This window comes from Exiguobacterium sp. s123 (assembly GCF_018617075.1).
GTDB lineage: Bacteria > Bacillota > Bacilli > Exiguobacteriales > Exiguobacteriaceae > Exiguobacterium > Exiguobacterium profundum.
In genome coordinates this window covers 184,257-208,117 of record NZ_JACSJL010000002.1, presented here as the reverse complement: position 1 = coordinate 208,117, position 23,861 = coordinate 184,257, and the positions used below count along the sequence as shown (strand labels likewise).

24 protein-coding genes are annotated in these 23,861 nt (G+C 48.2%); 21 read left to right on the top strand and 3 right to left on the bottom strand.

Translation table 11 applies throughout. From position 1 onward, the window contains the following. Positions 1 to 45 precede the first annotated feature (45 nt). From dxs to spo0A, 5 genes are all read left to right on the top strand, one after another. Entirely contained in the window at positions 46 to 1,938 is a 1,893-nt protein-coding gene (dxs, locus tag KNO72_RS04930; protein ID WP_193343261.1) for a 1-deoxy-D-xylulose-5-phosphate synthase, read from the top strand. 6 nt (positions 1,939 to 1,944) lie between these two features. Then, the gene (locus KNO72_RS04925; RefSeq protein ID WP_012726568.1) at positions 1,945 to 2,760 is read left to right on the top strand and encodes a TlyA family RNA methyltransferase; all 816 of its coding nucleotides are present in this window, start codon (positions 1,945 to 1,947) and stop codon (positions 2,758 to 2,760) included. A 155-nt stretch (positions 2,761 to 2,915) separates the two neighbouring features. Further along, positions 2,916 to 3,365, top strand: a complete 450-nt coding sequence (gene ahrC / locus KNO72_RS04920; RefSeq protein ID WP_012726567.1) for a transcriptional regulator AhrC/ArgR — start codon at positions 2,916 to 2,918, stop codon at positions 3,363 to 3,365. 13 nt (positions 3,366 to 3,378) lie between these two features. After that, positions 3,379 to 5,076, top strand: a complete 1,698-nt coding sequence (recN, locus tag KNO72_RS04915; RefSeq protein WP_214684037.1) for a DNA repair protein RecN — start codon at positions 3,379 to 3,381, stop codon at positions 5,074 to 5,076. Further along, a complete protein-coding gene (spo0A, locus tag KNO72_RS04910) occupies positions 5,077 to 5,808 on the top strand; it encodes a sporulation transcription factor Spo0A (protein ID WP_074036711.1) in 732 nt (243 codons plus the stop codon). Positions 5,809 to 6,465: 657 nt separating this feature from the next. Here the strand turns inward: spo0A and KNO72_RS04905 are convergent. Next, positions 6,466 to 6,714 (bottom strand): DUF2627 domain-containing protein, encoded by a 249-nt coding sequence (locus tag KNO72_RS04905; protein WP_031423346.1) that lies wholly within the window; start codon positions 6,712 to 6,714, stop codon positions 6,466 to 6,468. Between the two features lie 133 nt (positions 6,715 to 6,847). On the opposite strand from KNO72_RS04905, the gene KNO72_RS04900 reads away from it, so the two are divergent. From KNO72_RS04900 to KNO72_RS04865, 8 genes are all read left to right on the top strand, one after another. Continuing rightward, on the top strand, positions 6,848 to 8,485 hold the full coding sequence (locus tag KNO72_RS04900) for a sigma 54-interacting transcriptional regulator (RefSeq protein ID WP_078147100.1): 1,638 nt from the start codon (positions 6,848 to 6,850) through the stop codon (positions 8,483 to 8,485). Between the two features lie 121 nt (positions 8,486 to 8,606). Beyond that, a complete protein-coding gene (yqiS, locus tag KNO72_RS04895; protein ID WP_214686932.1) occupies positions 8,607 to 9,503 on the top strand; it encodes a phosphate butyryltransferase in 897 nt (298 codons plus the stop codon). A gap of 25 nt (positions 9,504 to 9,528) precedes the next feature. Then, positions 9,529 to 10,650: a Glu/Leu/Phe/Val family dehydrogenase gene (locus KNO72_RS04890; RefSeq protein WP_012726561.1), complete on the top strand. Its 1,122-nt coding sequence runs from the start codon at positions 9,529 to 9,531 to the stop codon at positions 10,648 to 10,650. A gap of 1 nt (position 10,651) precedes the next feature. Continuing rightward, positions 10,652 to 11,743, top strand: a complete 1,092-nt coding sequence (buk, locus tag KNO72_RS04885) for a butyrate kinase (RefSeq protein WP_214686930.1) — start codon at positions 10,652 to 10,654, stop codon at positions 11,741 to 11,743. Beyond that, on the top strand, positions 11,727 to 13,136 hold the full coding sequence (gene lpdA / locus KNO72_RS04880) for a dihydrolipoyl dehydrogenase (protein ID WP_214757416.1): 1,410 nt from the start codon (positions 11,727 to 11,729) through the stop codon (positions 13,134 to 13,136). Before buk ends, lpdA begins: the two co-directional genes overlap by 17 nt. A gap of 12 nt (positions 13,137 to 13,148) precedes the next feature. Then, on the top strand, positions 13,149 to 14,156 hold the full coding sequence (locus KNO72_RS04875) for a thiamine pyrophosphate-dependent dehydrogenase E1 component subunit alpha (RefSeq protein WP_371815832.1): 1,008 nt from the start codon (positions 13,149 to 13,151) through the stop codon (positions 14,154 to 14,156). Beyond that, positions 14,156 to 15,133: an alpha-ketoacid dehydrogenase subunit beta gene (locus KNO72_RS04870; protein ID WP_214730534.1), complete on the top strand. Its 978-nt coding sequence runs from the start codon at positions 14,156 to 14,158 to the stop codon at positions 15,131 to 15,133. The genes KNO72_RS04875 and KNO72_RS04870 overlap by 1 nt, the downstream gene beginning before the upstream one ends. A gap of 12 nt (positions 15,134 to 15,145) precedes the next feature. Next, positions 15,146 to 16,465 (top strand): dihydrolipoamide acetyltransferase family protein, encoded by a 1,320-nt coding sequence (locus KNO72_RS04865; RefSeq protein ID WP_214730536.1) that lies wholly within the window; start codon positions 15,146 to 15,148, stop codon positions 16,463 to 16,465. Positions 16,466 to 16,816: 351 nt separating this feature from the next. Here the strand turns inward: KNO72_RS04865 and KNO72_RS04860 are convergent, their stop codons facing one another. Further along, positions 16,817 to 17,116 carry a hypothetical protein gene (locus KNO72_RS04860; protein ID WP_214730538.1) on the bottom strand — a complete coding sequence of 100 codons (300 nt, stop codon included), beginning with the start codon at positions 17,114 to 17,116 and terminating at the stop codon, positions 16,817 to 16,819. 118 nt (positions 17,117 to 17,234) lie between these two features. Then, on the bottom strand, positions 17,235 to 18,008 hold the full coding sequence (locus KNO72_RS04855; protein ID WP_214730540.1) for a sporulation protein: 774 nt from the start codon (positions 18,006 to 18,008) through the stop codon (positions 17,235 to 17,237). A 99-nt stretch (positions 18,009 to 18,107) separates the two neighbouring features. Between KNO72_RS04855 and KNO72_RS04850 the strand changes: the two genes are divergently transcribed. The 8 genes from KNO72_RS04850 to KNO72_RS04815 all read left to right on the top strand — a co-directional run bounded on the left by KNO72_RS04850 (position 18,108) and on the right by KNO72_RS04815 (position 23,849). Then, positions 18,108 to 19,292: a class I SAM-dependent methyltransferase gene (locus KNO72_RS04850; RefSeq protein WP_214730542.1), complete on the top strand. Its 1,185-nt coding sequence runs from the start codon at positions 18,108 to 18,110 to the stop codon at positions 19,290 to 19,292. Between the two features lie 35 nt (positions 19,293 to 19,327). After that, a complete protein-coding gene (locus tag KNO72_RS04845; protein WP_012726551.1) occupies positions 19,328 to 19,756 on the top strand; it encodes a BrxA/BrxB family bacilliredoxin in 429 nt (142 codons plus the stop codon). Between the two features lie 56 nt (positions 19,757 to 19,812). Continuing rightward, positions 19,813 to 20,154: a DUF952 domain-containing protein gene (locus KNO72_RS04840; protein ID WP_074036735.1), complete on the top strand. Its 342-nt coding sequence runs from the start codon at positions 19,813 to 19,815 to the stop codon at positions 20,152 to 20,154. A gap of 181 nt (positions 20,155 to 20,335) precedes the next feature. Further along, a complete protein-coding gene (locus tag KNO72_RS04835; protein ID WP_012726549.1) occupies positions 20,336 to 21,127 on the top strand; it encodes a transporter substrate-binding domain-containing protein in 792 nt (263 codons plus the stop codon). Between the two features lie 60 nt (positions 21,128 to 21,187). Next, positions 21,188 to 21,847, top strand: a complete 660-nt coding sequence (locus KNO72_RS04830; protein WP_012726548.1) for an amino acid ABC transporter permease — start codon at positions 21,188 to 21,190, stop codon at positions 21,845 to 21,847. Continuing rightward, entirely contained in the window at positions 21,844 to 22,566 is a 723-nt protein-coding gene (locus tag KNO72_RS04825; protein ID WP_031423364.1) for an amino acid ABC transporter ATP-binding protein, read from the top strand. The genes KNO72_RS04830 and KNO72_RS04825 overlap by 4 nt, the downstream gene beginning before the upstream one ends. 30 nt (positions 22,567 to 22,596) lie before the next feature. After that, entirely contained in the window at positions 22,597 to 23,271 is a 675-nt protein-coding gene (locus tag KNO72_RS04820; RefSeq protein WP_214757414.1) for a metal-dependent hydrolase, read from the top strand. Between the two features lie 2 nt (positions 23,272 to 23,273). Beyond that, on the top strand, positions 23,274 to 23,849 hold the full coding sequence (locus tag KNO72_RS04815) for an HD domain-containing protein (protein WP_078147087.1): 576 nt from the start codon (positions 23,274 to 23,276) through the stop codon (positions 23,847 to 23,849). Positions 23,850 to 23,861: the final 12 nt, after the last annotated feature.

The following is a 23,861-nucleotide window of genomic DNA, read 5'->3' as shown; positions in this document are numbered from 1 at the left end:
TGTAAGGTACGAATCAGTAAAATGTGAGGAGAAAGGATGGTCATTATGGACTTGACATCCATTCAAGACCCGTCGTTCCTGAAACGGATGTCTGTATCAGAGCTCGAATCGCTCGGTTCAGACATTAGACGATTCTTGATTGAAAAATTGGCAGTGACGGGAGGGCATTTGGCGCCAAACTTGGGAGTTGTAGAGTTGACGCTTGCCTTGCACCGTGTATTTGACAGTCCGAAAGACCAACTCGTATGGGACGTCGGTCATCAAGCATACGTTCATAAAATTTTGACAGGACGTACGAACCAGTTTGATACTCTCCGACAATACAATGGGTTATGTGGTTTCCCGAAACGTTGTGAGAGCGAGCATGATGTGTGGGAAACAGGGCACAGTTCGACTTCTCTCTCTGCAGCCATGGGGATTGCGATTGCGAATGAATTGAAAGGGCGCGCCAACGATCGTGCCATCGCCATCATCGGGGACGGTGCTTTGACTGGGGGGATGGCACTTGAAGCCCTCAATCACATCGGTGCCGAGAAACAGAACGTGATTGTCATTCTAAATGATAATGAGATGTCGATTGCGCCGAACGTAGGAGCGATGCATAATATGCTTGGTCGTATCCGGGCATCGCGCAAGCTGAAGCATGCTCGAGAAGAAATGGAGTCACTCATCAAACACATCCCGCTCGTCGGGAGTTCACTTGAACGAAGCGGGGAACGGGTGAAGGACCTCTTAAAATCTGCTCTCATTCCGGGAACGTTCTTTGAAGAACTTGGCTTCACTTACTTTGGGCCGACAGATGGGCATGATTTGAAAGACTTGCTCGAAACGCTCGAGTACGCGAAGAAAATCGACGGTCCGGTTCTCGTCCACGTCATCACGAAAAAAGGGAAGGGATATCGTCCGGCTGAATTGGACGGTGTCGGAACATGGCACGGTCTTGGACCTTATAAAATTGAATCTGGTGAAGTCATCAAAGGCAAACCGAAAGGACCAAGCTATTCGAAAGTCGTCGCAGAGACGATCACGAAAGTGGCGGAGTCAGACGAACGGGTGACGCTCATCACACCAGCGATGAGTGTCGGTTCGAAACTCGATTGCTTTACGAAGAAATTCCCGGAGCGTATGTTTGATGTCGGAATTGCCGAGCAACATGCGGTCACCCTCGCTGGGGGACAGGCGACGCAAGGGTTGAAACCGGTCGTCTCGATTTATTCGACCTTCTTCCAACGCGCGTATGATCAACTAGTCCATGACATTTGTCGTCAAAACTTGAACGTCGTGTTCACGATTGACCGATCTGGACTTGTCGGAGCGGATGGAGAGACGCACCAAGGTGTGTTCGATATCGCCTTCATGCGTCACGTGCCAAACATTCGAATCTTGATGGCGAAAGATGAAGAAGAATTACAACAACTCGTCTATTCTGCGCTTCGTTACGATGGTGGACCGATTGCGATTCGTTTCCCGCGTGGTGAAGGAATCGGTGTGCCGATGAGTGAGACACTTCAAGAAATTTCACTCGATGATTGGGAAGTTGAGGCAGAAGGGACGGATGTTGCCATCTTGACGTTCGGTCCTCAAGTGCAAGACGCCCTCGAAGTCCGAGCACTATTGGAAGGGAAGCTCAGTGTGCGCGTCATCAATTGTCGTACCATCAAGCCGCTCGACGATGCGATGCTGACTTCACTTTACGCAGAGGGGATTCCGCTCGTAACATTAGAAGAGGCTGCTCTCGCCGGTGGCTTTGGAAGTAGCGTGCTCGAGCACGCGAATGAAGCCGGAGCGTTTCCACGGATTCAACGTCTCGGTATTCCGGATCGATATATCGAGCATGGCGGTGTCAACCAGCTCCTAGAAGAGATTGGACTGCGACCTGCCCAAATGGCGGAATCGATTGAACGGTTCGTCATGGAGACAAATCGACAGAATGTGTGAGGGATTATGGAAAAAAGAAAGAAAACTAGATTAGATGTATTGCTCGTCGAACGTGGACTTGCTGAAACACGGGAAAAGGCAAAACGGTCGGTCATGGCCGGTCTCGTCTATAGTGGGACAGAACGTCTAGACAAGGCGGGCGATAAAGTGTTTGATGATATCCCTCTCGAAGTGAAGGGTCAAGTTCTTCCTTATGTTGGACGTGGCGGCTTGAAACTCGAGAAAGCGCTCGACGTCTTCCCGCTCGATGTCTTTGGACGAGTCGGAATCGACATCGGCTCATCGACGGGTGGGTTCACGGACTGTGCGCTTCAAAACGGCGCGACTCAAATGTACGCGGTCGATGTCGGCTATAATCAGCTTGCCTGGAAACTACGGAGCGATGATCGCGTCGTCGTCATGGAGCGGATGAACTTCCGCCACGCGACGGCCGATCAGTTCCCGATTCAACCAGATTTCGCAACGATTGACGTCTCCTTTATCTCGCTTCGTCTGATGGTGCCGCCGCTGAAACAAATCTTGAAGCAAGACGGTGTCGTCATGGCGCTCGTCAAACCTCAATTTGAAGCAGGCAAGGCCGATGTCGGGAAAAAAGGAATTGTTCGGGACCGTAACGTCCATGAACGAGTCGCAAGCGATATGGTCCGATACTTCGCATCGGAAGGCTTCTTTGTCGAAGCGCTGGATTACTCTCCGATCACTGGAGGGGATGGGAACATCGAGTTTCTTCTCTTCGCTCGGTATACGGGAGTAGGTGGCGTCTCGCCATCGCTACAAGTCGAAGAGGTCGTAAATGCGGCCCATGCCAAACTGAAGGGATAAAATGATGCTACAGACCTCGTTGTCTGTAGCTTTTTCCTTTACTCGTCTACTAGATGGGGAATGGTGGAAATCCCACCTGGAATGCTAGACCTTTTTTCGACAATACTTTAGAATGATAATGTGTATGTGAAACGAAAAATGAGGTGTCAGCGCTTATGAACAAAGGACAGCGATTGATTAAAATTCGAGACATCGTGACGAATCGAGAAATCGAGACGCAAGATGAGTTGGTGGATGAGCTACGTCGCTCGGGGTATCCGGTCACACAGGCAACCGTGTCTCGGGATATTAAAGAGTTACATCTGGTCAAAGTCCCATTGAACGATGGACGATATAAGTATAGTCTGCCTGCCGATCAACGCTTTAATCCATACGGGAAAATGAAGCGAATCCTTAGTGACAGCTTCGTCTCGGTCGATTCTGCACAAAATTTGGTCGTCATGAAAGTGCTCCCGGGAAATGCTGATGCAATCGGCGTCTTGATTGATCATCTATCATGGGATGAATTGATTGGGACGGTGTGTGGAGATGATACGATTTTAATGATTGCACGCGACGAAGAGAAGGCGAAGCAAATCATCGATCGACTACTCGGAATGTTATGAGGTGAACGTACGTATGTTAGCAGAACTATCAATCAAACAGTTTGCGATTATTGACGAATTAAACATTCCGTTTAATCGAGGTATGACTGTGCTCACGGGTGAGACAGGTGCCGGTAAATCGATCTTGTTGGATGCGATTGGATTGCTTGTTGGAGGACGTGGCTCAAGTGAGTTCGTGCGATATGGTCAAGATAAAGCTGAAATCGAAGGTCTGTTCATGATTGAACCGGATCACCCGGTCATCGAAGCGGCCGAACAATATGGCATCGATGTTGAAGATGGGACAGTCATCTTACGTCGAGACCTACATAGTAGTGGGAAGAGCGTCTGTCGTGTGAACGGGAAAATGATGCCGCTCTCGACGTTACGGGAGTTCGGACGGCTCCTGGTCGATATTCACGGTCAACATGAACATCAACATTTAATGGATGCGGAATTTCACCTTGGCATATTAGACCATTTCGCCGAAAAAGAAATCAGTCCGTTAGTCGAGGAATATCAAACGGCATTTGCGGCCTGGAAACAAGTCGCCGATGAATTGAAGCGTCTTAGTCAAAGTGAGCAGGAGCTTGCTCAACGAATGGATCTTTTGTCGTTTCAAACGAAAGAAATCGAAGCGGCTGAATTAAAAGTTGGGGAAGAACAGGCGTTGACAGAAGAACGGGATGAATTGGCCAACTTTGAACGCATTCATCAACACATTCGTCTCTCCTATGAGGCGGTTGCCGAGGAGTCAAATGGACTCGATCAAATCGGAGTGGCGATGCGCGAGATGGAAGAGGCGTCACAGCTCTCTTCGTCTTTGACATCTGTATCGGAGACAATCTCTAACGCTTATTATTTGTTGGAGGATGCAAAGTTTCAACTCCGGGACCAGTTAGATTCGCTCGAATTTGACCCGATTCGATTGGATGAGATTGAGTCACGATTGGCTCTTTTCCAGCAATTGAAACGAAAGTATGGGACGACCATCGAAGAAGTCATCACCTACGGCGAACAAGTGTCGGATGAATTGAAGTCGATGACGAACCGTGAAGAGCATTTACAAACGCTCTCAGATGAACTCATTCGATTAGAGCAAATTGCAAGAGAAGCTGGCATGAGACTGTCTTCAGCGCGTAAGATGGCTGCGGAGTCGCTTCAGCATGCGATTCATCGAGAGTTGAAAGAACTATATATGGAAAAAACAGCGTTCGAGGTCCGTTTTAAAACTATATCGCTTAAACAAGATGGTTTAGATGACGTAGAGTTTTACATGATGACGAACGTTGGAGAACCGTTCAAACCGCTCGCAAAAGTCGCTTCAGGAGGAGAACTTTCCCGTGTCATGCTCGCACTCAAATCAATCTTTTCAAGAACGGTTGGAGTGGCCTCCATTATTTTTGACGAGGTCGACACAGGGGTCTCTGGACGTGTCGCGCAGGCGATGGGTGAAAAAATCTTCCGACTTTCTGTCGGCTCTCAAGTCCTCTGTATCACGCACTTGGCACAAGTTGCTGCGATGGCAGACCAACATCTTTACATTACGAAAACCGAAACGAATGAACGGACGAAAACAAATGTGACGTCCCTCGACCGTGAAAGTCGAATCGACGAATTGGGTCGCATGATTGCTGGCGCTCAAATGACAGACTTGACGAAGCAACACGTCGAAGAATTACTTGAGATGTCACAACAAGTAAAACAGAAGTTCATCAAAGGAGTGTCATAAGTGATTACATTATGTATTGCGGACGACAATCGAGAAATCGTCGATTTGTTGAGCCGACAATTAGAATCTGAGCCTGATCTTCGTGTCGTAGGTACGGCACACGATGGAGAAACATGCTTGGATGTCGTCAAGACACACCAACCGGATGTACTCTTACTCGATATTATCATGCCGCATTTGGATGGGATCGGAGTATTGCAACGCCTAAATGAAGAATTAGGTGATGACAAACCGGAAGTGATCATGTTGAGCGCGTTTGGAAAAGATGAAGTGACGAAACAGGCCGTGCAACTCGGGGCCTCTTATTTTCTCGTCAAACCGTTCAATATTCAACAGTTATTAACGAAAATTCGTGAATTGTCAGAAGGAACAAATCGAGAATTCGACGGAATGACGCCAGAAGAAATTGAAATCTCACTCCTGCTTCAGCAACTCGGAATCTCTCCGCGAATCAAAGGGTTCAAGTATATCCGTCAAGCTGTCATTTACGTGCGAGAACGCCAAGATTTGCTCGGTCTCATCACGAAAGAATTATATCCGATGGTCGCAAAAGAGCATGAGACGACATCTTCTCGTGTAGAACGAGCAATGCGTCATGCAATCAAGACGGCATGGGAGAACGGCATGCGCGATCATGAGATGTTCGAAGGGCGACCGGAGCGTGAGCGAAGCCCGAAAAACTCGGAGTTTATCTCGTACTTCGTCACGTATGTATCGTTTAAGAATAATTGAATCATTTCATGAGGACTAAGTCGTGATGGGACTTAGTCTTTTTTAATGAAACAATTACTTTAAGATTTATTTACTTTATGAAAGAAAGCGCTTGCAAAATGGTGGGCCTTTGTTATAATAAAGATGTACCAAGTTACTTGGACAAGCGTCAGATGAACGCTTTTCAAACTTGTTCCGGAGCAACGTTTGAAGAAACCAAATCATCTCGGTTCGCTATCCGATTATAGCTCAGAGGTGGGAACGACACCTCAAGTCGTTAATGTCCCGACGTGAGGTCGCGACAGTCGCTCATTCGCGAGGCGATTCTATCATCAACTCGAAGCTAGGGGTTGATATAGGAAAAAACAATCGTTCAGTTAACCAAAAGGAGTGTTGTCAACCGTTGAACAGTTTATGGCAAGCGTTCGACTTCACGATGGATGGTTCGACATGATCCGATAAGTAAATCAGTTAGTAACTCGAATGGTAAGATTCCGTTCACGCAAGACGGCAGTTACTAAAGTTCTTTCATACTTCTTCATTAAGAAGACGTTGGATTTCATGTCAAAGTAAGTAACGTAGTTTGAAAGGAGATCATCCGTAGTGATCACAATTCAATATGAATAAAAGGTTCCGCACTTGAAATGAAGTCAAGTTAGGGAACCTTTTTTTGTGTGCTTATGAGTCGAGGCGTTGTACTTTTCCTGTTTTTTTGTCGCGGTTAAAAATATAGCCGGCTACAAATCCGATCCCGCCCATGGCGAGCAGAAGCCCAAAGGTCCCCTGCAACATGGAGGCGGCAGCGAGTGAATCGAACCATGAAAACGGTGCGCTCGTCTTCAAAAAGAAGCTATCACGTAGCAATTTGATTCCGTAAACACCTAATAACCCAGGGACGATTAAGATTAGAAGCGCGATAAAACGCATGCAATCTCCTCCTTTACCATACATTATTTTAACAGAAATCGATCTGTTCGACACGGTCTATTTTGGGCAGCTTGCGAATCAGGTGCGGATTCAGTAGCATGAAATAGAGAAGAATGATGATGGGGGAATATGTATGAATAAACGATTGATGATTGTGGGGGCAGGAAAAGGGGGGACCGAAGTCCTTCATATGCTGATGGATTCGCCGCTTGCAACGATTGTAGCGGTCGTAGATTCTGATACATCTGCAGAAGGAATAGCCCTTGCTAAAAGTTATGGCATATCTGTGGCGGACGATTGGAAACAGTATGCGGATGCGACACTAGATTTTGTCATCGAAACGACGGGGAAACATCAAACGTTTGAACAATTAAAAGATCATTTCAAAGATGCAGTCGTCTTACCAGGGGAATTTATTCGGATTGTGGTCGAACGATTGAAACAGAATCAACAAATGCTCGAGGCCATCATTGAATGTACGAGTGAGGCCATCTCGGTCGCAGATCATCACGGTAATACGATTTTGATCAATCCGTCTTATACACGGTTGACCGGATTCAAAAAAGAAGATGTGGTCGACAAACCAGCGACGGCAGATATCGGGATGCAGGAAAGCGTCCATTTAAAAGTACTATCGACCGGGCAAGGCGTTCGAGACATTCGGATGCAAATTGGGGCGACACGCCGAGATATTCTTGTGAATGCGGAACCGATCATCGTCGAAGGGAAGTTGCGAGGATCGGTCGGGGTCATTCGTGACGTATCTCAGATTCGTGCACTGCGTGATGAATTGCAGGAGGCAAAGACACGCATCCGGAATCTAGAAGCGAAATATCAGTTTGCCGATATCATTGCGACGAGTGATGCCATGCGATTTGTCATCGAACAGGCGAAACTTGCGGCTGTGACCCCCGTGACGGTATTGATTCGCGGAGAATCGGGAACAGGAAAGGAACTGTTCGCCCACGCCATTCATGGAGAATCTCCTCGAAAATATAAAAAGTTCATTCGCGTGAACTGTGCGGCGATTTCACCGACGCTACTTGAAAGTGAGCTATTCGGTTATGAAGATGGAGCCTTCAGTGGGGCTAAACGTGGTGGGAAAACAGGATATTTCGAAGAAGCGGATGGCGGTTCACTCTTTCTAGACGAAATCGGGGAGCTCCCCCTTGATGTCCAAGTGAAGCTCTTACGTGTCCTCCAAGAAAATGAAATTGTCCGAGTCGGAGGGACGACGGCAATCCCAATCGATGTCCGGATCATTGCCGCAACGAATGCCGATCTCGAACAAAAAGTAGCAGACGGAACATTCCGGGAAGATTTGTATTACCGAATCAATCGGATGCCGATCCATATCCCACCATTACGTGAGCGATTAAATGAACTCGAGGCACTATGTGAACGGATAATCCGTAAACTGAATCAAGAATACGGTCGTAGTGTACGTGGCGTTGACGAAGATGCCTTAACATTACTGAAGAGCCAGCATTGGAAAGGGAATGTGCGAGAACTGGAGAATGTGATTGGTCGTGCGATGATTTATATGGCAAGCTCCGAACAGTGGATTGCCCCACATCATTTGCAGTTATCCAATCGTTCCACGAGTCAAAAAGTGGTCGAATCTGGAACGTTTCACGAGGCCGTTGCAAAATATGAACGCGATTTGATTGAACGAGCAATTGAAGAGGCAAGTGGCAACAAATCAGAAGCAGCCCGCCGATTGAAGATTTCGATTCGAACATTATACAACAAGCTCGACACCACGCAATAATTTGCAGGAAAATTTATGCACGGTAAGCATTAATTTGCATGGTCATCCGCATTATAAAGCGCTTACAATTTAGGAAACAAACTTGCTTATGATATAGTGTAGAGAGCAAGGGGGGACAATGATGAATTTTGAACGGATGCTGACGAACGCAAAAGAGTTAGAAGGCTGTACCGTGTCCATTGCGGGGGCAGCGGACGAAGAAGTCATCCGGGCCGTAAAACTCGCTACGGATCATGGACTGTCACGCTTCATTTTGTTCGGTGAAGCTCGAGACATCCGAAATTTATGTGAACAGCATGGAATCGATAAGTCATCCGTCGATATTTTACATGCGAAAGGTGACGTTGAGATTGCGCGACGTGCCGCATTAGCTGTGAAAAATAAAGAGGCGGACGTCCTCATGAAGGGGATGGTGTCGACATCGACATTTATGAAAGCCGTCCTTAATCGTGAAGCTGGACTCCGTACGAAGCGGACGCTCAGCCACATCGCACTATTCCAAATTCCGAATCGTGAAAAGTTGATTGGAGTGACGGATGCGGCGATTCATATCGCACCGACACTCGAAGAGAAGGTCGAAATTATTCACAATGCGGTAGAAGCGATGCATGACATCGGTTACGAATCGCCGAAAGTCGCAGCCATTGGAGCAGTCGAGGTAGTCAATCCACAAATGAATGCGACTCTCGATGCGGCACTACTTAGCCAAATGAATCGACGTGGACAAATCAAGGGCTGTGTCGTAGATGGACCTCTCGCGCTCGACAACGCTGTCGACATGGTCGCAGCAAAGCAAAAAGGAATCAACAGTGAAGTTGCCGGTCAAGCCGATTTATTAGTCGTACCTTACATAGAGGTCGGCAACGTCCTTTATAAATCAATCATGTATTTCGCAGAGGCGAGCGTAGCGGCGATTGTCGTCGGCGCATCTGCCCCTGTTGTATTGACAAGTCGTGCCGATACTGCCGAAGCGAAGCTATATTCGCTCGCGTTCGCTTTGTTACATGCTAAACATTAATCGTACTTAACAGGAGGAATTAATCATGATGGAAACAAACACTGAGCCACGCTTCCGTATTTTTGATGTCTTACAATCTGAGGACTATGAGCAAATCGTATTTTGCCAAGACCAAGCGTCTGGACTAAAGGCGATCATCGCCATCCATGACACGACGCTCGGGCCAGCTCTCGGTGGACTACGTATGTGGAACTATGAATCAGAACAAGAGGCACTCACGGATGTGTTGCGTCTCGCAAAAGGAATGACATATAAAAATGCTGCAGCGGGTCTCAACCTTGGGGGCGGGAAGGCCGTCATCATCGGAAATGCGAAGACAGATAAATCAGAGGCGCTCTTCCGTGCATTCGGACGATATGTTCAATCTCTTAGTGGTCGTTACATCACGGCTGAAGATGTAAATACAACAGTTGCCGACATGGACTTCATTCACATGGAAACGGATTACGTCACGGGCGTCAGTCCTGCATTCGGTTCAAGTGGTAACCCTTCACCGGTCACGGCATATGGTGTGTATCGTGGAATGAAGGCTGCTGCGAAATGGAAATTTGGGACAGATTCGCTCGCAGGGAAGACCGTTGCTGTACAAGGTGTTGGTAACGTGGCCTACAACTTATGTCGCCACCTCCACGAAGAGGGTGCTCATTTGATTGTGACTGACATTAACGAGGAAGCACTCAAACGTGCCGAAGCAGACTTTGGTGCGACGGTCGTCAAACCGGATGAGATTTACGCGGTCGAATGTGACATTTTCGCTCCATGTGCCCTCGGTGCCGTCATCAACGACAAAACAATTCCACAATTGAAAGCACAAATCGTCGCAGGTGCTGCCAACAACCAATTGGCAGAAGATCGTCACGGAGACGTGCTCGACGAAAATGGAATTCTATACGCACCAGACTTCGTCATTAATGCAGGTGGTGTCATCAACGTCGCAGACGAACTTGAAGGCTACAACCGTGAACGGGCAATGAAGAAAGTCGAACTCATCTATGACAACATGATGCGCGTCTTTGAAATCGCAGAACGTGATGGCGTACCAACGCACGTTGCGGCCGATAAGATGGCGGAAGAGCGGATTCACATGATGTCGCGTTCACGCAGTCAGTTCCTTAAAGTTGAAAAAAGCATCCTAGGGAGACGCTAAGATGACAAAACGGCTAATTCTTGCAATCAACCCAGGGTCGACCTCGACGAAAATTGGATTGTTTGATGGGAAGGAGGAAGTGATGACACGCACGGTCCGACATGCGATCGATGTGACGGGTCTCACACTTCCAGAGCAGTTGCCTCATCGTGAGCAAGAAGTACGTGCCTTATTAGAAGAGACGGGCATCGCGGTCAATGATTTGACCGCGATCGTCGGTCGTGGTGGCTTGCTTGCACCAATGACGTCAGGAACGTATACAGTCAACGATCTCATGCGTGAAGATTTGACGAGCGGACGTTTCGGGATGCATGCATCGAATCTCGGTGGTCTGATCGCTTCGAAAATCGGTGGGGCTGAAGGGATTCCTAGTTTCATAGTGGATCCGGTCGTCGTCGATGAGATGGACGAGTTGGCCCGTAAGACCGGCATGCCAGAAATCAATCGTCGTAGCATTTTCCATGCCCTCAATCAAAAGGCTGTCGCGAAACGATTCGCGGCCGAAAATGGAAGCGATTACAATGAGCTGAATCTTATCGTTGCGCATCTTGGTGGGGGAATCACAGTCGGTGCCCATGCGGCAGGTCGAGTCATCGACGTGAATAATGGTCTTGACGGAGATGGACCGCTCGCGCCGGAGCGGGCAGGCTCGATTCCTGTTGGACAGGTAGTAGAACTATGTTATAGTACCAGGTATAAAGAATCGGAAATGAAAAAGAAAATTGTCGGTCAGGGCGGCCTGTTTGCTCATCTCGGTACATTCGATGCCATTGAGATTGAGCAGCGGGTCGAATCAGGAGATGATGAGGCGAGGCTGTTGTATGAGACGATGGCTTATCGTGTCGCTCAAGAGATTTCAAAACACGGCGCGACATTATGCGGTCGTGTGGATGCCATCTTACTGACGGGCGGGATTGCATATTCCGAGTGGCTGACTGAAAAAATCAAGGAGCGTGTCACTTATCTCGCGCCGGTACACGTATATCCGGGTGAAGATGAGCTTAAAGCGTTGGCTGAAGGTGCACTTCGCGTCATCGAGAAGGAAGAGACCGCACGAGTTTATGAGGGGGATGCACATGGCACGAGAATTTGATGTTGTCGTCATCGGTGGAGGACCAGGAGGATATGTGGCTGCAATCAAGGCGGCCCAGGCAGGAAAATCTGTCGCAATCGTCGAGGCGAGAAAGTTAGGTGGCACCTGCTTACATAGAGGATGCATCCCGACGAAGGCGCTTTTAAAAGCTGCACATGTCTATCAAACGGCGAAGCAAAGTGCGACGTATGGCGTGGAGACGGGAGATGTGACGTTCAATATGGAACGCGCTCAAACGTATAAGCGTGATCTTGTGGCTGGACTAGAAAAGGGAATCGAACATTTGATGAAACAAGGGAAAATCGAAGTGTTCCGCGGAAAGGCCTCTATTCTTGGACCAAGCATCTTCTCACCACAACCAGGGACTGTATCCGTTGAGGATGAAAGCGGTGAATCAGAACTGATCTTGCCGAATCAATTGATTATCGCAACAGGGTCGATTCCTCGTGAACTTCCTGGATTGCCGTTCGATCACAAACGGATTTTGAATTCAGACGACCTCCTCAATTTTGAAACGCTTCCTGAATCGATTGCGATTGTCGGTGGCGGGGTCATCGGAGTGGAATGGGCGTCCATGCTCGTCGATTTAGATGTGAACGTGACGTTGATCGAAGTAGGCGATCGATTACTCCCACTCGAGGACAAAGCAGTATCGCGTGAAGTGGAGCGTCTTTTGAAGAAGCGCGGGGTCCGTGTGAAGAAGAGCGTGACGGTCGACGCTGAACGAACATTGATTCACGAAAATGCAGTGGAGCTTGCTGTTGGGGAAGAGATGTTACAAGTAGACTGTGTCCTCGTCTCGGTTGGCCGAGTTGCCAACACGGAAGACTTAGGACTTCAAAACACTTCTATCGTCGTAGAGAACGGCATCATTCAAGTCGATAGTCAGTATCGGACGAAAGAACGTCATATCTTCGCAATCGGGGATTGCATCGGGAAGTTACAACTCGCCCACGTCGCGTCGGCAGAAGGTGTGAAAGCGGTCGAGACGATTCTTGGTCTTGAGCCGACACCGCTCGATTACGCGCTCATTCCACGCTGTGTATACAGTGTCCCTGAAGTCGCTTCGGTCGGTTTGACAGAAGAAGCGGCAAAAGAGGCTGGACATGATGTGAAGACAGGAACGTACCGTTTCAACGGACTCGGGAAAGCGCGGATTGAAGGACAAGCCGACGGATTCGTCAAACTCGTCTCAGATCAAGAGAAAGATGACCTTCTCGGTGTTCATATCGTCGGACCGAAAGCGACCGAACTCATCACAGAAGGTGGACTCGCGCTCGTCTTGAACGCGACGGCTTGGGAGATGGGACAACTTGTACACCCCCATCCTGCACTGAGCGAAGCCTTCCAAGAAGCGGCTCTCGCCGTCGATGGATTACCGATTCACGCCTAAGGAGGAACAAGGATGGAACAAATGACTGTAAACTCATATGAAGAGCTTGGTTTAACAAAACAAGATTTATTGGCGATGTACGAAACGATGGTTCGTGCCCGTAAAATTGATGAACGGATGTGGAAGTTGAACCGCGCCGGGAAAATCCCATTCGTCGTCTCATGTCAAGGACAAGAAGCGGCGCAAGTTGGTGCGGCGTTCGCCCTCGAGAAAGGGATTGATTATGTCCTACCTTACTATCGTGATGTGGCGGTCGTCCTTCACTTCGGTCAAACATCAAAAGATTTAATGTTATCGGCATTCGCGAAAGCGGAAGATCCAAACTCAGGTGGTCGTCAGATGCCTGGTCACTTCGGCTCGAAAGAGCATCGCATCGTAACGGGTTCGTCTCCGGTCACGACACAAGTCCCACATGCAGTCGGAATTGCACTTGCGGCGAAGATGAAAAAGGAAGAGCTCGTTACATTCGTCTCGTTCGGGGAAGGGTCTTCGAACCAAGGAGATTTTCATGAAGGCGCAAACTTTGCAGGTGTCCATAAGTTGCCGGTCATCTTGTTCTGTGAGAACAACAAGTATGCAATCTCGGTTCCACTTACAAAACAGTTGGCATGCGAGCGCGTGTCAGATCGAGCGAAAGGATATGGCATGCCAGGTGTGACAGTCGACGGGACAGACCCGATCGCTGTCTATGCGGTCGTGAAGGAAGCGCGTGAACGTGCACTTCGCGGAGAAGGACCGACGCTAATCGAAGCAGAAGTTGAACGTCTCGTGCCACACTCATCAGATGATGATGACAAAGCATACCGTTCAGCAGAAGAATTGGCAGGGTTAAAAGAGCGGGACGGCATTCAATTGTTCCGTCAACGACTTGTGAACGACGGAATCGCAACGGCGGATACACTTGCTGAAATCGATGCACAAATCGATGCTGAAGTGAATGAAGCGACGACATATGCGGACAAAGCACCGTATGCATCGCCTGAATCTGCACTGGATTACGTCTATGAGGAGGAAAAATGATGAAAACGTTTATCGAAGCGATCAATGAAGCGATTCATGAGGAAATGGAGCGCGACGAAAACGTCTTCGTCGTCGGGGAAGACGTCGGCGTTCGTGGTGGTGTATTCCGTGCCACACAAGGGTTGATTGAAAAATATGGAGAGGATCGTGTCATCGACGCACCGCTCGCTGAGAGTGCGATTGCCGGAGTCGGAGTCGGGGCTGCCATGTACGGCATGCGACCGATCGCAGAAATGCAATTCGCAGACTTTATCATGCCAGCAGTGAACCAAATCGTTTCAGAAGCGGCAAAAATTCGATACCGTTCAAACAACGATTGGACATGTCCGATGGTCATCCGTGCTCCTTTCGGTGGGGGTATTCACGGGGCTCTCTATCACTCGCAATCAGTCGAGGCGATGTTCAGTTCGACGCCAGGTCTTAAAGTCGTCATTCCATCTGACCCTGTCGATGCGAAGGGATTGTTGAAAGCAGCAATCCGTTCGAACGACCCTGTTCTTTTCTTTGAACATAAGCGTGCCTATCGTCTTTTGAAGGCGGAATTGCCGACGGACGAATACACGGTTGAAATTGGTAAGGCCGCTGTCAAACGAGAAGGTGACGATATCACGATCATCACGTACGGTCTTTGCGTGCATATGGCACAAGAGGCTGCGAAAACGCTCGAAGAAGAAGGAATCAGCACGCACATCCTCGATCTTCGTACCGTCTACCCGCTCGACCAAGAAGCGATCATCGAATCGGTCAAGAAGACGGGTAAAGTGTTACTCGTGACGGAGGACAACAAAGAAGGAAGCATCATCGGAGAAGTGGCGGCGATTATCGCGGAGAAGGCGCTTTTCGAACTCGATGCGCCGATTGAGCGTTTGGCTGGCCCCGATGTGCCGGCAATGCCGTATGCACCACCTATGGAAAAATTCTTTATCGTATCCCCAGAAAAAATTGTCGAGCGGGCGCGTCAGCTCGCGGCGTTTTAAGGAGGCATCTCCATGGAACAAACGATTACCATGCCCCAACTTGGGGAAAGTGTGACAGAAGGCACGATCACGACCTATCTCGTCAAACCGGGAGACCGTGTGGAAGAATATGAACCACTCGCGGAAGTCATGACGGACAAAGTGACGGCAGAGATTCCGGCGACTAGCGCAGGAGTCGTCAAAGAGTTTCTCATTCCAGAAGGGGAGACCGTCAGCGTCGGGACACCGGTATTGACGATGGAAGTCGAGAGCGCGGAGGAAGCGGCAGTTGAGACGAAGACCGAACCGATTGCAGAAACGGCACCTGCAGAATCCGTCTCTAAGCAAGCTGTCGCCACTGCACCGAAAAAACAAAGTGGAAACGGTCGATACTCTCCTGCTGTCATCCGACTCGCCAACGAGAATGATATCGATTTGAATGAACTGAGCGGAAGCGGTCTAGGCGGTCGGATCACGCGGAAAGATATTCTTCGTTACTTATCAGAAGGACGTCCGGCATCGACTTCTGAGCAAGCGACACAAGCGCCTGTCCAAGAGACGATGGTACAGACGAAGTTGGACGTTCCGACTGAGGCACCACGTCCTGTCGTTGAACCGTCACAACCGGTCGCATCATCATCGACTTCATCTGGCCGTTATGAATCGATTCCTACAGCCGGGGTACGTCAAGCGATTGCGAACAATATGGTCCGCTCGAAACACGAGGCTCCACACGCATGGCTCATGATTGAAGTAGATGTGACGAACCTCGTCGAAGCCCGTGCAAAGTTAAAAGATGAGTTCATGAAACGGGAAGGCGTCAAATTGACGTTCATGCCATTCTTCATGAAGGCAGCCATCGAAGCATTGAAGAAGTATCCGATGATGAATTCGGAGTGGGCAGGAGATCACATCAAAGTTCACCAAGACATCCATCTCTCGGTAGCCGTCGCGGCAAACGACGCCCTTTACGTACCGGTCATTCGCCAAGCGGATGAGAAGAATATTAAAGGACTAGCCGTTTCCCTTCAAGACGTGGCAACGCGAGCGCGTGAGAACCGCTTGAAGGCTGAAGAGATGCGTGGTGGGACATTCACCATCAACAACACAGGTGCGTTTGGTTCGATTCAATCGGCACCAATCTTGAATTACCCACAAGCGGCAATCCTATCGGTCGAGTCGATTGTGAAGCGTCCGGTCTGGATGAATGGAATGTTTGCGGCACGCGATATGGTCAACCTTTGTATGTCTGTCGACCATCGTGTCCTTGACGGTCTCGTCGCAGGTCAGTTCTTACAAGCGATCAAACAATCGCTCGAGTCGATTGACCCAAACACATATACCGTATATTGATTAAAAAATGGAGGCGCTCCCAGTGGGGTGCCTCCATTTCTTATGAGTTATAGCCAAGGAATACCGTGAAGACGAAGCTTGCGGCTGAGATCAGTAAGAGAAGAAACGACAAGGACATGCCTATTGTGACGAGTCCTTTGGAGAGTCGTGGTTTGGATTTATATAGTGCGAACGCAAACATAAGACTGAATAGGCCGAGTGTCGTGAATAGTGTGAGTGGAATTGCTCGGTCGTAAAAAAATTGAAGTAGATCCAATGTAGAATCATCCTTTCTAATCATGCACCTTCGAATCGTCGTTGATGGACACGGTACGTCAATCTGCTGACTACGACGAACACGAGAAGGAACATTCAGTATATAAAAATATAGTTTAATGAAAATGCAGAAACCCCATCATGTCTGACCGAAGAAATCCAAAGCAAAAGGAGTGAGGTAGGGAAATGAATCAATAGTACAAGATAGGGCATGAACTTCATGAATGATAAGGCGTTTGTCGACGGATTTCGCATGAGATACATGGCAATCAAACCAATCAGCACTTCGAGTCCACCAAGCGTGAAATAGGCGAGTGACTCAGAAAGACTGGTCTCTAGAATCGGTAAGGCAAGCGTTGCAAGACCAAGACTCCCAATCATTATTAAAGCAAACAAGATGTAGTCACCTCCAGAAAAGGGTTTATTCCATATGATCATTGTAAAAAAATGGATGCTTAAATTCAATACCTCAGAAAAACACGCCATTCATAGAAATGGCGTGTCAGTGATTTCCTTAAATCGATTGTTCAATCATCGATTCGATGTCGCGACGAACTTCAGCTACTGATAAACGTGCAGCGTCATAGCGTACACGATGAGTCGACTCGTCCGTTCCCGTCAAGTCAGCAAAGAGACTTCCGAGGTCGTGGACACTGCGGTCGACTTGAATGAGCAATTCGATGGCATCCTCGCCTTGTAGAATCACAACTTCTACCTCGTCTAACTGGCGACCGAATCGCGAACCGTTCGCTGAATACTCGAGTTCTTGGGCAATCGGAAGACGTCCCGAACGATGACGTGCCGGGAGCATCTCCGTGTCGGCTTTCTTCAAACGGAATCCGAGCTCGTCCATCGCATCTAATATGACTTGTTGAGCCGCATTCGGTTGTACGGTGATCGCATCTTCATCTTTTGGATCGACGGCTTGGGCGATATCAAGGCCCGTTTCAATCCATGATTTTGATTGGCTCACAGAGAGTGGCGTATTGAACGGGACGTTGACTGTGAACGGAATTTCTTTCACTTCTCCAGGACCAATCATAAACGGTGCTTCATTCAATAAGATTTTTTCAATCGTGAACGTCGAGTATGTCGACTTATCGTTCACCTCATGTTTATACAACGTATTGAAGAAGAGATAGATACTGTCGACGGATTGTTCGACCGAACCGCCTTCGATATGGACGACTCCAGTGAGTTCTCCACCGGGTGAACAGTGGCTTTCATTCAAACGTGTGTCGACTTTTGCGGCACCGATTCCGATTGATGATAAAATCTTTTTAAACATATGTGTATCCTCCTTTGACGTAACGTCGTCTTCGTGTAATAGTATGTACGGACAGGTGAAACGATATGTTTCAAAATTTCTAAAAAAGGATTGAATCCATTGGAATATAAAGCGTTACAAGAGCGTCTCGCAGACGTCTTACAATCAAATCATCTCGTGTCGGCGACCATCAGTCAACCCCGTCAAAAATCTAGCGATCTCAGACGGGTCAAATTGAAACCGGTTATGCTACGAAATGCGTATCATATCCAGTTCGAGTATCAGTATGAGCGGGTGATGAACCATAAAAACTTGACACCAGATGAGGCTGTCACGGAAGTGAATGAGCTTCTCGAAACGTTCCGACAAGGACAGTTTCAGTTAAAAGATTCCGACATCCAGTTCCAATTATCTAAAAAGTTCAAAGTGACATTGAAAGAAAAGCAGACGGCTCAAAAAGAAGTTCAACTGAGCCACAATAGGGAAAAACAGTACGTGCTTCCACTCGACGAGCCAGTTCCGTTTCTCATTCGACTCGGCATTCAGTCAACGGACGGAAAAGTGAAGCGTCAAAAGTATGACAAGTTCAAACAGATCAATCGTTTCCTCGAGTTCATTGAGGATTCACTGAAATACTTGCCGGCAGACCGTACCGTTCGAATCTTGGATTTCGGATCAGGGAAGTCGTATTTGACGTTCGCGCTCTATCATTTCCTTCATGAGATGAAAGGATATGACGTCCATATCACAGGGCTCGATTTGAAGAAAGAGGTCATTGAAGAGTGTGCATCGATTGCGAAAGATCTTGGATATGAACGGCTCGAATTTTTAGTCGGAGACATTAATGAATATGAAGGGGAAACAGCTGTTGATATGGTCGTGACCCTTCATGCATGTGATGTGGCGACAGACATGGCGTTGGCACGTGCCGTCCGCTGGGGCGCGAAAGTCATCTTGAGCGTTCCGTGTTGTCAAAAGGAATTGAATCGTCAAATTCAAGCGTCGAATTTAGCCGTGATGCTCCAACATGGCTTGATCAAAGAACGGTTCGCCTCACTCGCGACCGATTCCATTCGGGCTGAACTGCTTGGACTTGTCGGGTATGATGCCCAGCTGCTCGAATTCATCGACCTCGAGCATACGCCGAAAAATATCATGATTCGTGCCTACTTGACGAACCGTCAGGCGAGCGCAGAGACGAAGGCACGTTACCTTGCTTTCAAACAGATGTTAGGGGCAGACCCGTTCTTAGAACGGGAATTGAGCGATAGACTTGTCCTCGAGGTGGAACAAGACGTAAAATAAGGGAGTACAGACGAAATGTCGAAAGGGGAAACAACATGGATTTTCAATTATATTTTCAAGATGTAGTCGAACAAGCGCGTAACGAAGTACGTGCTGCAGGATACACAGAGCTCACGACACCGGAAGAAGTAGACGGAGCGCTTAAAAAAGAAGGGAAGACACTCGTCCTCGTCAACTCGGTTTGTGGGTGTGCAGGCGGGATTGCTCGTCCAGCTGCGGCATACGTCAACAAGATGGAAGGTGTGAAGCCTGACCATTTCGTGACCGTGTTTGCTGGTCAAGACCGTGAAGCGACAGATCGTGCACGTGAGTATTTTGAAGGATATGCACCGTCTTCACCGTCAATCGCACTTCTTGAGGATGGCAACATCGTGACGATGGTAGAGCGTAGTGAAATCGAGTCATCGACTGCTGAAGAGCTCGTCGACCAATTGCAAACATTGTTCGACATCTACTTCGCATAATCAAGCATCGGCGCAAAGGCACTGCCTTTGCGCTTTTGTGAAAAGGGGCAGGGTATATGGAACCAGTCATCAAAATCATGACGGAGGCAGAATATATGATTGCCCTGTCACGCGGTGAAATCAATGAACCGTCACTTCAATCTGAAGGGACGATTAAATGTTGTACGCCGCAACAGATTGGAAAGGTCGTCAAAAAGTCGTATTCGGGTGAAGCGGTCGTTCTCGTATCGTTACACGTCAACCGACTTGGTCAGTTGCTACATTATGAATTGGATGAGGATGGAGAACGTTATCCACATGTGTATAGTGCCATCCCGATGACTTCGGTCAAACAGGTGCAACCGTATGGGTCACGCGACAATGGAACGGTCACATATTTCGCTTTCGAGCGAATGTGACCTTCTTTTTTATATAATTTGCATGAATATACTTTACAAGTAATAATTATGTGTATATAGTGGTTGAAGACACAAGTCGGACAACTGATGTGTCATAGAACAGTTGAGCTACGTTCACACATATGTCATAATTTTGTTAATGTTCTGATAATTATTATTCAACTATGAAAGGGAGATGAAGATGAAAAAAGGTTTTCTAGCATTATGTTTAGCAGGACTGGCCGCGTTCTCAGTCGCGTGTGGGGCAGACGTGAACGAAGGAGGATCGACATCGACCGATGGTGAGGATGACAAAGTCATCGTCATGGGTACAAGTGCCGATTACTTCCCATATGAGTTCGTCGATACAGCGAATGGCGACGAGATTGTCGGATTTGATATCGATATCGCCAAAAAAGTGGCAGAGAACATGGGATATGAATTGAAAATTGAAGATATGGATTTCGGAAGCTTACTTGGAGCCCTCAATGCAGGTCGAGTCGACTTCGTAATGGCGGGGATGACTCCGACAGAAGAGCGTAAAGAAAATGCCGATTTCTCAGATATTTATTTCACAGCGGTGAACTTGATCTTGTCAAAAGATGATTCGCTTCAATCACTTGAAGACTTGAAGGGGAAAAAGATCGGAGTCCAGCTCGGTTCGATTCAAGAAGGGATTGCACAAGATCAAATCACAGATGCTGAGATCGTCTCGTTGAACAAGATTCCTGAGATCATTCAAGAAATCAAGACAGGACGTATTGACGCGATGGTCATCGAAGATACGGTCGCGAAAAAATACCTCGAGCAAGATAGTGAATTGACGACATTTGAAATTGTGGACGAAGAAGAAGCAGGTTCTGCTGCTGCCTTCCGTAAAGATGATGAACTCCGCGATCAATTCAACGAAGAGTTGAAGAAGATGATCGACAGTGGAGAAATCGAAGAGTTAGCACAGAAATGGTTTGAAGAAGAGGCTGCGCCAGCCGAATAATGAATCGTACGAGGCTGACTGAAGATGAATCGGTCAGCCCTTTTTTAGGAGGAACTCACTATGGATTTTAGCCGGATTTATGATTCGATCCCTTATATACTTGAGGGGATTCCAGTCATGTTCCAAGTGGTGATCGTCTCGGCATTGATTGGGATCTCACTTGGGATTGTTGTCGCTACATTAAAAATTGTCCCGAATCGTCTGATTAACTTTATCGGACATGCTTATACGGCGGTGTTCCGTGGGACACCACTCATTTTGCAACTCGCCATCATCCACTTCGGATTGCCGCAACTGACGGGATATATCACGACACCGTACCAGTCAGCGGTCATCGCATTCTCGCTCAACTCGGGGGCGTATATTTCAGAGATTATTCGAGCGGGTATCCAAGCAGTAGATAAAGGACAGTGGGAGGCTTCGGATGCTCTTGGTGTCCCATATGTCAAACAGTTACGTTCCATCATCTTGCCACAGGCGTTCAAGAACATCTTGCCTGCTCTTGTGAACGAGATGATCACATTAACGAAAGAGTCTGCACTCGTCTCGACGGTTGGGGTGCTCGATATCATGCGTCGTGCGCAAATCGTCGGTGGGCAGAAGGCAATCTACTTCGAACCGCTTCTATTCGCCGGTGTGATATACTTTACGATAGTGATGATCTTGACGTATCTTGGACAACGTCTAGAAAAACGGTTAAGAAAGAGTGATGGAAGATGATCGAAGTAAAAGACCTACACAAACAATTTGGTGACTTAGAAGTGTTAAAAGGAATCACGACGACGATCGAACGTGGTGAAGTGGTTGCTGTCATCGGACCGTCCGGGTCTGGTAAATCGACTTTTCTACGCTGCTTGAACATGCTTGAGATTCCAACGAGCGGGACGGTCAGTGTCGACGGATTCGAGCTCACGAAAAAAGGGGCGAACGTCGCGAAGGCGCGTCAAAACATTGGGATGGTATTCCAACAGTTCAACTTGTTCCCTCATATGAGCGTATTGGACAATTTGACGTATGCACCAATCAACGTCTTAAAAGTCAGCAAGGCGGAAGCGCTGGAACGTGCGAAGAAATTACTCGAACGTGTCGGCCTTTCTGAAAAAATCGATGCCTATCCGAGCCAACTCTCGGGTGGACAAAAACAGCGTGTCGCCATCGCGCGTGCCTTGGCGATGGAACCGAACGTCATGTTGTTCGATGAACCGACATCGGCACTTGACCCTGAGATGGTCAATGAAGTACTCGACGTTATGAAAGGGTTGGCTGAGACTGGGATGACGATGGTCGTCGTCACACACGAAATGGGCTTCGCCCGTGAAGTGGCAGACCGCGTCCTCTTCCTGGATGAAGGGATTCTCATGGAAGAAGGAAAACCGGCTGACCTGTTGTTGAATCCGCAAACCGACCGGGCGAAACGTTTCTTGGAGAAAGTGTTGTAATCTGAACTTACGAAGGAAGGATGAATACACGTGAAAATCACCTATTATGGACATGCGACTGTAGGATTTGAGATTGATGGCGTAAACGTGTTGATCGATCCATTTTTGACGAGTAACCCTCATACGGAAATAGACCCTTCTACACTACGTCCGGACTATTTGTTGCTCACACATGCTCATTTCGATCATATCGAGGATGTCGAATTGATTGCGAAAACGTCGGGTGCGACGATTGTGGCGACACATGAACTCGCAACGTATTACGAGAAAAAAGGCTTCTCTGTTCACGGGATGAACATCGGGGGAGGTCATGCCTTTCCGTTCGGGCGTGTCACGATGACCCAAGCGTTCCACAGTTCGAGCTTTGACATGGGGGATACACCGGTCTATATGGGGATGCCTGCCGGATTCATCATCGAGACGAACGAACTGACGCTCTACCACGCTGGAGACACGAGTCTCTTCTCCGATATGAAGATGTACGGTGAACGGTTTGAAATCGATGTCGCGTTCCTTCCAATCGGAGACAACTTCACGATGGGACCAACAGACGCATTAGATGCGGCGCAGTGGCTTCAAGCGAAACGTGTCGTTCCGATCCACTTTGATACGTTCCCGCCGATTAAACAAGATGCTCAGGCGTTTTGTGACCAATTGCACCGTCGAGGTCTCTTGATTGAACCGAATACGACGATCGAGATTTAAGCATGGACGTGATTCAAGCGACGCGAGAGTTCATCGGAACGATTCATGCAGATGACGCGTCGGGTCATGACGTCGCCCACATTACGCGTGTCGTCCGACTAGTGGAACGTTTAATGGAGGATGAACCGGTCAATCGGACGGTTCTTCTCCTCTCGGCATATTTACACGACGTGGAAGATCATAAGCTCGGTCGTCCGAACGGTCTCGTCAAACAGCATCTGTCCTCAATTGACATCACTGAAGAGCAAGTGGAATTGGTGATGGCGGTGATTGATGAGGTCTCCTTCTCAAAAGGCAAGACCCCGACGAGCCGGGAAAGCGAAATCTTGCAAGACGCCGACCGTCTTGATGCGATGGGGGCCATCGGGATTGCGCGAACGTTCCAGTTCGCGGGTTCTCGCAAAACTCCGCTCGATTTGTCGGAAGAGAGTGCCATTCAACATTTTCATGACAAGCTGTTGAAGCTGGCGTCGATGATGCATACCTCAAAAGCAAAACAACTAGCGATGTCACGTCATGCTTTCATGCAGCAGTTTCTAGAACAGTTTCATGAAGAATGGGATGGGGTGGACATATAAAAGGACGACCGA